General features: G+C 55.4%; 12 protein-coding genes. 11 read left to right on the top strand and 1 reads right to left on the bottom strand.

Going from position 1 to position 13,111, the window contains the following annotated elements; translation table 11 throughout:
- The first annotated feature begins 17 nt into the window (after positions 1-17).
- The 11 genes from ACMWLG_RS00520 to ACMWLG_RS00570 all read left to right on the top strand — a co-directional run bounded on the left by ACMWLG_RS00520 (position 18) and on the right by ACMWLG_RS00570 (position 12,176).
- On the top strand, positions 18-494 hold the full coding sequence (locus ACMWLG_RS00520; protein ID WP_014169308.1) for a YbjN domain-containing protein: 477 nt from the start codon (positions 18-20) through the stop codon (positions 492-494).
- Positions 495-845: 351 nt separating this feature from the next.
- On the top strand, positions 846-1,958 hold the full coding sequence (potF, locus tag ACMWLG_RS00525) for a spermidine/putrescine ABC transporter substrate-binding protein PotF (RefSeq protein WP_045403683.1): 1,113 nt from the start codon (positions 846-848) through the stop codon (positions 1,956-1,958).
- A 143-nt stretch (positions 1,959-2,101) separates the two neighbouring features.
- Positions 2,102-3,235: a putrescine ABC transporter ATP-binding subunit PotG gene (potG, locus tag ACMWLG_RS00530; protein ID WP_024907855.1), complete on the top strand. Its 1,134-nt coding sequence runs from the start codon at positions 2,102-2,104 to the stop codon at positions 3,233-3,235.
- 10 nt (positions 3,236-3,245) lie between these two features.
- On the top strand, positions 3,246-4,199 hold the full coding sequence (gene potH / locus ACMWLG_RS00535) for a putrescine ABC transporter permease PotH (protein WP_045403679.1): 954 nt from the start codon (positions 3,246-3,248) through the stop codon (positions 4,197-4,199).
- A complete protein-coding gene (gene potI, locus ACMWLG_RS00540; protein WP_023310934.1) occupies positions 4,196-5,041 on the top strand; it encodes a putrescine ABC transporter permease PotI in 846 nt (281 codons plus the stop codon). The genes potH and potI overlap by 4 nt, the downstream gene beginning before the upstream one ends.
- Before the next feature lie 65 nt (positions 5,042-5,106).
- Positions 5,107-5,580 carry a YbjO family protein gene (locus tag ACMWLG_RS00545; RefSeq protein WP_045403675.1) on the top strand — a complete coding sequence of 158 codons (474 nt, stop codon included), beginning with the start codon at positions 5,107-5,109 and terminating at the stop codon, positions 5,578-5,580.
- A gap of 40 nt (positions 5,581-5,620) precedes the next feature.
- Positions 5,621-6,748 (top strand): 23S rRNA (uracil(747)-C(5))-methyltransferase RlmC, encoded by a 1,128-nt coding sequence (gene rlmC, locus ACMWLG_RS00550; protein ID WP_045403672.1) that lies wholly within the window; start codon positions 5,621-5,623, stop codon positions 6,746-6,748.
- A gap of 72 nt (positions 6,749-6,820) precedes the next feature.
- Positions 6,821-7,528, top strand: a complete 708-nt coding sequence (locus ACMWLG_RS00555; protein ID WP_023310937.1) for a response regulator transcription factor — start codon at positions 6,821-6,823, stop codon at positions 7,526-7,528.
- A complete protein-coding gene (locus ACMWLG_RS00560) occupies positions 7,512-8,981 on the top strand; it encodes an ATP-binding protein (protein ID WP_045403670.1) in 1,470 nt (489 codons plus the stop codon). Before ACMWLG_RS00555 ends, ACMWLG_RS00560 begins: the two co-directional genes overlap by 17 nt.
- Positions 8,982-9,042: 61 nt before the next feature.
- On the top strand, positions 9,043-11,298 hold the full coding sequence (locus ACMWLG_RS00565) for a hypothetical protein (protein ID WP_052135642.1): 2,256 nt from the start codon (positions 9,043-9,045) through the stop codon (positions 11,296-11,298).
- A complete protein-coding gene (locus tag ACMWLG_RS00570) occupies positions 11,295-12,176 on the top strand; it encodes a formylglycine-generating enzyme family protein (RefSeq protein WP_045403668.1) in 882 nt (293 codons plus the stop codon). The genes ACMWLG_RS00565 and ACMWLG_RS00570 overlap by 4 nt, the downstream gene beginning before the upstream one ends.
- A 58-nt stretch (positions 12,177-12,234) precedes the next feature.
- Here ACMWLG_RS00570 and artJ read toward each other — a convergent pair whose 3' ends face one another.
- Positions 12,235-12,966 (bottom strand): arginine ABC transporter substrate-binding protein ArtJ, encoded by a 732-nt coding sequence (gene artJ / locus ACMWLG_RS00575; RefSeq protein WP_021240923.1) that lies wholly within the window; start codon positions 12,964-12,966, stop codon positions 12,235-12,237.
- Positions 12,967-13,111 lie beyond the last annotated feature (145 nt).

Raw genomic sequence — 13,111 nt, forward strand, 5'->3', positions numbered from 1 at the left:
GAAGAGGCTGCACAGCGATGGATTTACAGGTCGTACCTACACTGGATACGTTACGTCAATGGCTTGATGATGCCGGAATTACGTTCTTCGAATGCGATTCCTGCCAGGCGCTGCATCTGCCTCATATGCAGAATTTCGACGGCATTTTCGATGCCAAAATCGATCTCATTAACGACGTCATCCTTTTCTCCGCGCTGGCCGAAGTGAAGCCGTCCGCGCTGCTGGCGCTGGCCTCCGACCTGTCAGCGATCAACGCCAGTTCTTTGACGGTGAAAGCATTTCTCGACATACAGGATGATAATCTGCCAAAACTGGTCGTTTGCCAGTCTTTATTCTCCGGTGCCGGGCTGTCGTTCAAGCAGTTCTCCTGGTTTATGCGCTTGAGCGAAGAGCAAATTTCCATGGTCATGATGGAAGCCAATGCACACCATCTGCTGTATAGCGCGGAAGATGATGCAGAGAATAATGATGCATCTCCCAATTTTCTTCACTAAGCATGTCTGACTTTTGCGCAGTCGCTGCCATAGCGGCTGCAGAAGGCCATTTTTTCTGCTGCTTTTAACCTTTCTTTAAAGAGTTTTTCACCTCCCTGAAGGCCGTTTCGGCTTATCACGTAGACTTAACCTGCATAAAAAATTGATAAAAGGCGTTTTTTCGTCTGGGCTATAGCCGGAGACACGGGCTACAGTTATTCTTGCGATGCTTAAAAAAGCGAGCGGAAGCTGCCGGGTAAAGAGGTTTCTTTTTATTTTGGGCAGAGCGACAAACTATGCATGATTATTGCATATCTTCAGATTGCACAGTTTTAGTTCGTTTGTTAACGAGCTTTCAGAAGGAATAAAGATATGATCGCCTTGAATAAAAAATGGTTATCGGGTCTGGTTGCGGGTGCTCTGATGGCCGTCTCTGCCGGCTCGCTCGCTGCGGAACAAAAAACGCTGCACGTTTACAACTGGTCTGACTATATTGCGCCGGACACGGTGGCGAATTTTGAAAAAGAGACCGGCATTAAAGTGGTCTACGACGTATTCGATTCCAACGAAGTGCTGGAAGGAAAACTGATGGCGGGCAGCACCGGGTTTGATCTCGTGGTGCCTTCTGCAAGCTTCCTGGAGCGTCAGCTGACGGCAGGCGTCTTCCAGCCTCTGGACAAGAGCAAGTTACCGAACTGGAAAAACCTCGATCCGGAAGTGCTGAAGCTGGTGGCGAAGCATGACCCGGACAACAAATACGCGATGCCTTACCTGTGGGCGACCACCGGTATCGGCTACAACGTGGATAAAGTCAAAGCGGTGCTGGGCCCGGACGTCAAGCTGGACAGCTGGGACGTGGTGCTGAAGCCAGAAAACCTTGAGAAGCTGAAAAGCTGCGGCGTCTCCTTCCTCGATGCGCCGGAAGAGATTTTCGCGACCGTGCTGAACTACCTGGGCAAAGACCCGAACAGCAGTAAAGCCGATGATTACACCGGCCCGGCGACCGATCTGCTGCTGAAGCTGCGTCCAAACATTCGTTACTTCCACTCGTCTCAGTACATTAACGATCTGGCTAACGGCGACATCTGCGTCGCGATCGGCTGGGCTGGAGACGTGTGGCAGGCGGCTAACCGCGCGAAAGAGGCGAAAAACGGCGTGAACGTCTCTTACTTCATTCCGAAAGAGGGGGCGCTGGCCTTCTTTGACGTCTTAGCGATGCCGGCTGATGCGAAGAACAAGGACGAAGCGTATCAGTTCCTCAACTACCTGATGCGTCCTGAGGTGATCGCCCACATCAGTGACCACGTTTACTACGCGAACGGTAACAAGGCCTCCCTGCCGCTGGTGAGCGAAGAAATCCGTAATAACCCGGCTATCTATCCGCCAGCGGATGTGTTCGCCAAGCTCTTCACCCTGAAAGTTCAGGATCCAAAAATTGACCGCGTGCGTACCCGCGCGTGGACAAAGGTGAAAAGCGGTAAATAACGGCGTTGGGTATTGTTGCCCGGTGGCGCTATCGCTTACCGGGCCTTTACAACCCGTAGGCCGGGCAAGCGTTAGCGCCGCCCGGCGATGCGCACCCTGACGGTGCGTTTGCACCAGTACTGATCTATGCCGGAGAACACCCCGTGAATGACGCGATCCCCCGCCCGCAGGCGAAAGTCCGTAAAGCGCTGACCCCGCTTCTTGAAATTCGTAACCTCACCAAATCTTTCGATGGTCAGCATGCCGTGGATGACGTCAGCCTGACTATCTATAAAGGCGAAATTTTTGCCCTTCTGGGGGCTTCTGGCTGCGGTAAATCGACCCTGCTGCGTATGCTGGCCGGTTTTGAACAGCCCACCGCCGGGCAAATCATGCTCGATGGCGTGGACCTCTCCAGCGTGCCGCCGTATCAGCGCCCGATTAACATGATGTTCCAGTCCTACGCGCTGTTCCCGCACATGACGGTGGAGCAGAACATCGCCTTTGGCCTGAAGCAGGACAAGCTGCCGAAGGCCGAAATTACCGCGCGCGTGGCCGAGATGCTGAGCCTGGTGCACATGCAGGAGTTCGCGAAGCGTAAGCCTCACCAGCTCTCCGGCGGCCAGCGCCAGCGCGTGGCCCTGGCTCGCAGTCTGGCAAAACGCCCGAAACTGCTGCTGCTCGATGAGCCGATGGGCGCGCTGGATAAAAAACTGCGCGACCGTATGCAGCTCGAAGTGGTGGATATCCTGGAGCGCGTGGGGGTGACCTGCGTGATGGTCACCCACGACCAGGAAGAGGCGATGACCATGGCCGGACGCATCGCGATCATGAACCGCGGGAAGTTCGTGCAGATCGGCGAGCCGGAAGAGATTTATGAGCACCCGACGACCCGCTACAGCGCGGAGTTTATCGGCTCGGTCAACGTTTTCGAAGGGCTGCTGAAAGATCGTCAGGAGGATGGCCTGGTCATCGAATCGCCGGGGCTGCAGCATCCGCTTAAGGTCGATCCTGATAACTCGGTGGTGGATAACGTGCCGGTCTACGTCGCGCTGCGTCCGGAGAAAATCATGCTCTGCGAGGATCCGCCTGCCGATGGCTATAACTTTGCCGTGGGCGAAGTGGTCCACATTGCCTATCTGGGCGATCTCTCTATCTATCACGTGCGTCTGAAAAGCGGGCAGATGCTCAGCGCACAGCTACAGAACGAACATCGCTATCGCAAGGGGCAGCCGACCTGGGGCGACGAAGTGCGCCTGTGCTGGGACGCTGACAGTTGCGTCGTGCTGACGGTATAAGGAGCGGCCAATGAGTACACTTGAACCTCCAGCCCGCGCAGAAAAGCCGGGCGGCCTTGCCCAGTGGCTGACGCGCATGCAGATGAACCACGGCCGCAAGCTGGTGATTGCCATGCCGTACGTGTGGCTGATCCTGCTGTTCCTGCTGCCGTTTCTGATTGTTTTCAAGATAAGCCTGGCGGAAATGGCGCGGGCGATACCGCCTTACACCAACCTGCTGGACTGGGCCGACGGGCAGCTTACGCTGACGCTTAACCTCGGCAACTTCCTGCAGCTCACCGACGACCCGCTCTATTTCGAAGCCTATCTGCAGTCGCTGCAGGTGGCGGCGATCTCGACGCTCTGCTGTCTGGTGATGGGCTACCCGCTGGCGTGGGCGGTGGCGCACAGCAAACCGTCGACGCGCAACATCCTGCTGTTGCTGGTGATCCTGCCGTCGTGGACCTCGTTCCTGATCCGCGTTTACGCCTGGATGGGGATCCTGAAAAACAACGGCGTGCTGAATAACTTTCTCATGTGGCTTGGGGTTATCGATCAGCCGCTGACGATCCTGCACACCAACCTCGCGGTCTATATCGGCATTGTGTACGCCTATCTGCCGTTTATGGTGCTGCCGATCTATACGGCCCTGACGCGCATTGATTATTCGCTGGTGGAAGCGTCGCTCGATCTCGGCGCCCGCCCGTTAAAAACCTTCTTCAGCGTCATTGTCCCGCTGACCAAAGGCGGCATTATCGCCGGGTCAATGCTGGTCTTTATCCCGGCGGTCGGGGAGTTTGTGATCCCGGAACTGCTCGGCGGCCCGGACAGCATCATGATTGGCCGCGTGCTGTGGCAGGAGTTCTTCAATAACCGCGACTGGCCGGTGGCATCGGCGGTGGCGATCGTGATGCTACTGCTGCTGATCGTGCCGATCATGTGGTTCCACAAGCATCAGCAGAAACAGATGGGAGATCACGGATGAACAACTTACCGGTAGTGCGCTCCCCGTGGCGAATTGCGATCCTGGTGATCGGCTTTACCTTCCTGTATGCGCCGATGCTGATGCTGGTGATCTACTCGTTCAACAGCTCTAAGCTGGTAACGGTCTGGGCGGGCTGGTCGACGCGCTGGTACAGCGAGCTGTTCCACGACGATGCGATGATGAGCGCGGTGGGGCTGAGCCTGACGATTGCCGCCCTGGCGGCGACAATGGCGTCGGTGCTGGGCACGATCGCCGCGCTGGTGATGGTGCGCTTCGGGCGTTTTCGCGGCTCAAACGGGTTCGCCTTTATGATCACCGCGCCGCTGGTTATGCCGGACGTGATCACCGGACTCGCGCTGCTGCTACTGTTCGTGGCCCTGGCGCACGCCATCGGCTGGCCGGCGGATCGCGGCATGCTCACCATCTGGCTGGCGCACGTCACCTTCTGTACGGCCTACGTGGCGGTAGTGATCTCCTCGCGCCTGCGCGAGCTGGATCGCTCCATTGAAGAGGCGGCGATGGATCTTGGCGCGACGCCGCTGAAGGTCTTTTTCATCATTACCCTGCCGATGATTATGCCGGCGGTGATCTCCGGCTGGCTGCTGGCGTTTACGCTGTCGCTGGACGATCTGGTTATCGCCAGCTTTGTCTCCGGACCGGGCGCGACGACGCTGCCGATGCTGGTCTTCTCCAGCGTGCGCATGGGGGTCAACCCGGAGATTAACGCTCTGGCTTCCATCATCCTCGGCGTGGTCGGAATTGTCGGATTTATCGCCTGGTATTTGATGGCGCGCGCGGAAAAGCAGCGCGTGCGCGATATCCAGCGTGCAAGACGCGGCTGAAGGATTTAAAATTTCCAGTGAAGTGCCGCGCATGACGCGGCACTGTTTTTCAGGGAAGTAAAACATTGGGATTATTAAAAAAATCACGTACTACGCACGCGCGTCCTAACGTACCTGCTCTGGTTCAGGTGGCGGCGCTCGCCATTATTATGATCCGCTGCCTGGACGTGCTGATGATTCTGAACACCCTGGGCGTGCGCGGCATCGGTGAATTCATTCACCGCAGCGTGCAGACGTGGAATCTGACGCTGGTCTTTTTGAGCAGCCTGGTGCTGGTGTTTATCGAGATCTACTGCGCGTTTTCGCTGGTCAAAGGGCGCAGCTGGGCGCGCTGGGTCTATCTGCTGACGCAAATTACCGCCGCCAGCTATCTGTGGGCCGCCTCTCTGGGATACGGCTACCCGGAGCTGTTCAGCATTGCCGGGGAATCCAAGCGCGAGATCCTGCGCGCGCTGTTTATGCAAAAACTTCCGGATATGCTGGTGCTCTGTCTACTCTTCGTTCCGGCCTCAAGCCGGCGGTTCTTCCGCCTGCAATAATGTGTATAATCGCAGCCCTCGTGATTCTTAAGGTTTTCATATGCAGTGCGCACTCTATGACGCCGGACGCTGCCGCTCCTGTCAGTGGATAGAACAGCCGGTTTCTCAACAACTCACCGCCAAAATGGCCGACCTGCAACAGCTGCTGGCAGCACACGCGGTGGGCGAGTGGTGCGCACCCGTCAGCGGCCCGGAGCTTGGCTTTCGTAATAAAGCCAAAATGGTGGTCAGCGGCAGTGTTGAAAAACCGCTGCTGGGGATGCTGCACCGCGACGGCACGCCGGAAGACCTGACCAGCTGCCCGCTGTATCCCGCCTCCTTTGAGCCCGTATTTGCCGCCCTGAAACCATTTATTGCGCGCGCGGGGTTAACGCCCTACAGCGTTGCCCGCAGGCGCGGCGAGCTGAAATACCTTCTGCTGACGGAAAGCCAACTCGACGGCGGCATGATGCTGCGCTTCGTGCTGCGTTCGGAAGCCAAGCTCGAGCAGCTGCGCGCGGCGCTGCCGTGGCTGCAGGAACAGCTGCCGCAGCTGAAGGTCATTACGGCGAATATTCAGCCGGTGCATATGGCGATCATGGAAGGGGAGAAAGAGATTTTCTTCACCGACCAGCACGCGCTGGCCGAAAGCTTCAACGGCGTGCCGCTGTGGATCCGCCCGCAAAGCTTCTTCCAGACTAACCCAACCGTGGCTAGTAGTCTGTACGCTACCGCCCGCGACTGGGTACGTGCGTTAAACATCCATCATATGTGGGATCTCTTCTGCGGCGTGGGCGGCTTTGGTCTGCACTGCGCCACGCCCGAGATGCAGCTCACCGGAATAGAGATTTCTGCTGAAGCGATTGCCTGCGCGAAACAGTCTGCCGCCGGGCTGGGGTTAACGAATCTGCACTTCCAGGCGCTGGACTCCACGCAGTTTGCGACCAGCCAGGGCAACGTGCCGGAGCTGGTGCTGGTCAACCCGCCGCGCCGCGGCATCGGCAAGGCGCTGTGCGACTACCTGAGCCAGATGGCGCCCGAGTACATCGTCTATTCCAGCTGTAACGCCCAGACCATGGCGAAAGACATTGCTAGCCTGCCGGGCTACCGCATTGAACGCGTTCAGCTTTTCGATATGTTCCCGCATACCGCGCATTATGAAGTGTTGACGCTGCTCGTGAAATCTTAAACAAAATGTGAACTCTTCCCCCGCTCGAAATCAGGTAAGCTTACGTCATAAGAAATGATTGAAGGCTTACCCATGAAGCAGATCCTGCTGGTGGAAGACGACCATGATATCGCGGCGCTTCTGCGACTCAATTTAGAAGACGAAGGCTATGCCATCACCCACGAGCCCGACGGGGGCAAGGCCTTACTGCGTCTTGAAAAACAGCCGTGGGATGCGGTGATCCTCGACCTGATGCTGCCCAGCGTTGACGGTCTGGAGATTTGCCGCCGTATCCGTCAGATGACGCGCTACCTGCCGGTGATCATCATCAGCGCCCGCAGCAGCGAGACCGACCGCATTACCGGGCTGGAAACCGGCGCCGATGATTATCTGGCTAAGCCGTTCTCGGTGCAGGAACTCATTGCGCGCATCAAAGCGCTGTTCCGCCGCCAGCAGGCGATGGGGCAGGTGCAAACCGACGGTCAAATTCAGGCCCACGGTCTGACCATCGATCCGCTGGCGCGCAGCGTGCTGCTTCACGGCCAGGTGGTGGATCTCACTCCGCGTGAATTCGAGCTGCTCTACTTCTTTGCCCGTCATCCTGGCGAGGTCTTTTCGCGTCTGGCGCTGCTGGAGCAGGTCTGGGGCTATCAGCACGAAGGCTATGAGCATACCGTTAACACCCATATCAACCGCCTGCGCATCAAGATTGAGAAGGACGCCGCCGAGCCGGAGATTATTCGCACCGTCTGGGGCAAGGGCTATAAATTTGCGGAGCCAAATCATGATGCGCCGCTTTAGCCTGAGCCAGCGTCTGACGCTGCTCTTTATCCTGCTGATGATGCTCTGCGCCGCCGTCGCCTGCGCGGTACAGCTCTACAGCAGCATGCAGTATGGTAATGCGATGGTGCAGCGTTTGTCGGGCGGGCTGGCGCAGCAGATCGTTCAGCGCGAACCGATTCTGGACGCGCAGGGCAGGGTCGACCGCAGCGCGCTGAAACCGCTGTTTGGCCGGCTGATGACCTTTAATCCGAGCGTTGAGCTCTACGTTGTCTCCCCGGACGGCGATATCCTCGCCGATGCCGCCCCGCCGGGCCATATTCAGCGGCAAAAAATCGATCTGGCTCCGGTGCAGAGCTTCCTCAGCGGCACCGCGATGCCGGTATTGGGCGACGATCCGCGCAGTCAAAATCAAAAAGTCTTTAGCGCCACGCCGCTGCGGCAGGACGGCGAGCTAAAAGGCTATCTGTACATTATTTTGCAGGGCGAGGAGTCAAACGCTCTTGCGGAGATGGCCTGGCATAAGGCGCTGTGGAGTACAATCCTGTGGTCACTGCTGTGGGTCGCGCTGTTTGGCCTTCTGGCAGGTTTGCTGGTCTGGTACTGGGTCACGCGTCCGGTTAAACAGCTGACGGTGGAAGTCGCCGGGCTGGAGCAAGACAGCATAAGCGCTATCAGACAGCTGGCGGCACAGACGCCGGACGCGGCGGCAAAAGATGAAGTGGCGATCCTGCGCAACAGCTTTATCGAGCTGGCGCGCAAAATCACCCAGCAGTGGGATCGGCTGTCCGACAGCGATCGCCAGCGCCGGGAGTTTATCGCCAACATTTCGCACGATCTCCGCACGCCGCTCACCTCGCTGCTGGGCTATCTCGAAACCCTGTCGCTCAAATCCGCCACCCTGACGCCGCAGGAGCACCAGCAGTATCTCGCCACCGCCCTGCGTCAGGGACAAAAGGTCCGTCATCTTTCTCAGCAGCTGTTTGAGCTTGCGCGCCTTGAGCACGGCGGCATCAAACCCCAGCGCGAGCGTTTCGCGATGGGGGAGCTGATTTCCGACGTGGCGCAGAAGTTTGAGCTCACCGCCCGCACACGAGAAGTGAATCTGCATATTGACGTGCCGGGACCGCTGCCGCTGATTAACGCCGACGTGTCGATGATCGAACGCGTGGTGACCAACCTGCTCGATAACGCGATGCGCCATACGCCATCTGGTGGGGAAATTCGTCTGGCGGTCTGGCAGGAGAATGAACGGCTTCAGGTCGAAGTGGCTGACAGCGGAACGGGCGTGGACGCCTCGCTGCGCGACGATCTGTTCCAGCGGCCGTCGGCATTGAATACCCAGGCATCGCGGGAGAATCGCGGCGGGTTGGGGCTGTTAATCGTGAAACGTATGCTGGAGCTGCACGGCGGCGGAATAAAGCTGATGGAGGCACAAAAGGGAGCGATTTTTCGTTTTTATGTACCGCTTTGAGATGGTGTTCGTTGGAAGTATGATAGAGGAGAATAACCGCTCAAACTAAAAGGATTTAGTGATGACTGTAAAAGTCATACCCTGGGATGGATGCTACAGCGTGATGACACGCCCAGGCGGGGTCTGCAAAGAAGTCGTTGTCCCCTCTTATCCCCGTCTTTATTTTCATCCCGACAGTGAAACCCTTTTGGCAGTTGACCAATGCGACTGGAACGAACTTGAGCAGGAAAGTAACCGACTCACTCACTGCCTGGCGCAGAGAGCGGATGCGTTACAGCGTATTGAGCAACTCCAGAAAGACGTCACTACTCTGGGCTGGGTCGATGTACCAGAGCGTAATCGCTTTCAGAATCTGTTGAAGGATGAGTATCGACATCTTGATGAAGCCTGTCAGACCTTACGGGCCGAACTTGCAGCATTGACCCCTACAGAAAACCTCCCTGCCGCAACATTACTGGATGAAAATAGCAAAAAGAACGCACTTGGGCTGATGGAACTTATAGACGTAATGGGTGGGAAAAACGGAACCAAATATGTCTACGTCCGCTCAAATAAAATTCGTAGCCACTGGCGCCGATACAGATTGAACAGCGCGGAAAAGAAAAGCGGCGGTAAGAGCTTTTTAAGGGCGGTTGAATATACCGACAAAGATGGCCAGAACCATACCCGCCATGAAATCGACCCGGAAAAGCTAAAAGGACAACTAGCAAAACTGAAGCCGTCAATGAAAGCGTGGGAAGTGAAACTGCTCGATGATAACTCTGGCGTCTGGAGCGTATGGGCACAAGAATTTAACCGAAGCCTGAAACATTCACCTTATGAAGGTTCTGGCATGGCATTTGATGCACAGGCTCAGCTATTACGTTGGGCGTATGGCGCGAGCATGAAGGGGTTATTGAATCCGTTCGAAATTGATATCCGCACCGGACAATACAAGCCAAAAGCAGAGCTGCACGGTAAGACCAGCTTTTACGCCAACCTTGCGCTTGCAGAGGCAAAAAGCAGCGGCAGGCTTCACCTTCCGGGTAATGTCGGCGTAAAAATTTGCTATCCGTTAGATCCGGCGAAAATTCCCGGTGGAGGAATGGGGATACTCGGTACATTCCGTTTTGATATTGAGCTGACATTGTCGGGGAGCGTTGGGGCAAGTCTGGGTATAGAGGCGGGGGTCAATATTACTGGCGATCGGGCAAAAGGGTTGCCTGTAAAAGCTATGCCGGATGAGGGTTACGGATTTTGGCGGCAGATAGACGTTACTAAAGAAGGGCATATGCCCTTAGGCGGTGGGGCGGAGCTAGGCGTATTTGTCGGGGCAGAAGCTGGGGCGAATGTGTCTGGTGCACTGGTCTGGCTCAATCCTGATCACGACGAAAAATACAGTACGTTGGCGAAGGTTGGGGTGGGGGTGGCTGCTCAGGCTGGTGGCGGTCTTAGCGGGCAGCTTAAGTTCAGATGGCAAGATGGTAAGGTGCGTATAGAGGTTGGCGGCGGGTTGTGCTGGGGGACGGGGGGGAAAGGCTCGATGAGCTTTGAGGTTGACGGTCCCGCAATCATGTCTGAGTTTATGCCCTGCCTGACCTATATGCTGCGAAATGCGGATTATATCCGGCTGATGCAGATTATGATGGCGGACGATTATTATGCTTTCTGCGCCATTCCGTTACTAGTGGGGATGTATGGGATCAATCGTGTGATTGATGCTGGGGGAAATATAGCCGCTGAACTTAAAAAAAGTTGGGATAAAAAAGAATCCCGCGTGGCGCTGATGACTAACATACTGAATACAAAAGGAGATTGTTTAAAGTTTACTCCGCCGGAGAGCAAAGGCGCAGCCATTGCTGCACTGATTGATACAAACCTTTGGGATAATGTCGCCAGTCCAGTGAGTCATGAAGAGACGACCTGTGAGGGCGGAGCTGTTTTTAGCGCTCGTAAACGAGCCATTATTTATGCTCTTCGCTGGGTACAGTCGCAGCGAGAATATGAAAATGTAATGCAGCATCTTTCAAAAATGCCTGGAGAGGAAAAAAGTAACTGGCGTATTAATGAACAAAGGGTCATTGCTTTTCTGGCACAAGGTGAGACACCCAAAACCTATGGTTTTGCTGGTTCGTTGGTCCCCGCAGCGCGGAACATCACGATTGAACCCAGCCATTATGCCGATAATCTGAGAAACCTTTACCTCCACCTGCCAGAAGCCCCCGCTATCCCTCCAGGGCACATCAATATGTCTACCTTACCATTAAGAGAAGTGCTGCCGACGTATCTCCATAGCTGTACGCGGCTGATTTACTCCATGCATGGAGATACAGCATGACGTATACAGGCTATGGTGTGACAGGATTACTGATTACTCTGGTGCTGACTGGCTGCCGGGATGATCAAAAAATGAAGACTGAGCAGACAGATCTGGTTAACAGGGCGCTGGAAAATATGGTCACAGTGAAAGGTGGCCGTTTTCAGATGGGTGATTTTGGTGCTCTCATTGGTGAGAAACTGCCGTTCAGTGCAGATGCTGACAATAAACCGCTTCACTGGGTGACATTGTCTGATTTCCGTATCAGTAAGTACCGGGTGACGTGGGGAGAATTTAACCGCTGGCTGGAGATCCAGGGGCGGGAGCCGAACGATTATTTTCGGAAGACGGCCAATGATAGCGATTCAGATTATGCCTCACTGAAAATTGCGCTTGGCTATAATTATCCAGCATCGGCTAACTGGCAGGATGCGCAGGCCTACTGCCGGTGGCTGGGTCAAGTCAGCAAGCGTCACACCGACCTGCCAACGGAAGCGCAGTGGGAGTACGCAGCACGCAGCCGAGGTCAGTTCCTGATTTTTGGCAACAGTGATAACTGGTATCACTACGAAAATGACATCAAACGTAACATCGCCCCCTCTACGGAAAACCGTCCGGTAGGAAATTATGCCCCGAATCCGCTCGGTTTATATGATATTCAGGGAAATGGGGCTGACTGGGTCAAAGATTGGTATGCGGCGGATTATTACAGTCATTCTCCTGAGCAAGATCCTCAGGGGCCAGAGAAAGGTGATAAACGGGTTATCCGGGGACTACCCAGAGATGCCGGAGAGGGTTACACCATTACCAGAGGAAGTATGAGACCTGAAACCGTTCAGGGGCCTCCCTCGCGCTCAATAGGTTTTCGCTGTGTTGAAAACAGCCTGTTAGCGAATTAAAAAGGCTACGCCTCTGGCATAGCCTTTTATAGGTGATTGTTAACTCAGCATTCTGAGATTACTGCGGGAACCACTGCTCGCTGATTTTCTGATACGTACCGTCCGCTTTAATCGCTTTCAGCGCGCCGTTCAGTTTTTCCAGCAGGGCCTTGTTATCCGGACGTACCGCGATGCCCAGACCCGTACCGAAGTACTGCGGATCGGTCACTTTCTCGGTTGCGGTGCCCAGCTGCGGATTGGTTTTCAGCCATTCGTTCACCACGGCGGTATCGCCGAACACGCCGTCGATGCGGCCATTTTTCAGGTCGATAATCGCGTTCTGATAGCTGTCATAGGCTACGGTTTTCACTTCCGGATGCTTGTCCTGGAGGTATTTCTGGTGAGTGGTGCCGTTTTCCATCCCGATGCGTTTGCCTTTCAGCTGATCGAAAGAGGTATAGGCGCCTTTCTTCGCAATCACGACCGCCGAGTTGGCGTAGTACGGGTCGGTAAACGCAACCTGCTTGCTGCGCTCAGGCGTGATGTCCATTCCGGAGATCACCGCGTCGTATTTTTTAAATTTCAGCGACGGGATCAGGCTGTCGAAGGCATGGTTGGTAAAGGTGCAGTCGGCCTGCATTTGTTTGCACAGCGCTTTCGCCAGATCGATATCGAAACCCACGATCTGGTTGCTGGCATCCAGCGATTCAAACGGCGGATAGGTGGCGGACACGCCAAAATTGATTTTATCAGCTGCGGATGCGCCAGCGGCGAAGGTGGCGAGTAATGCGGCCAGAACTAACTTTTTCATTGTAATGCTCCCGTCTGTCTTATTTATGCGCCGTGTCTGCGGCATGGATGTACAATGCCATTTAATGAATTTATATGCAATAAAAATGATTAAGTATTGTTTGTGTGGTAAAAAAAAAGCGGATAACCCATCAGGTTACCCGCTT

This window comes from Enterobacter sp. 01-M-02-SI-ECC, assembly GCF_047530595.1.
Classification (GTDB): Bacteria; Pseudomonadota; Gammaproteobacteria; order Enterobacterales; family Enterobacteriaceae; genus Enterobacter; species Enterobacter cloacae_M.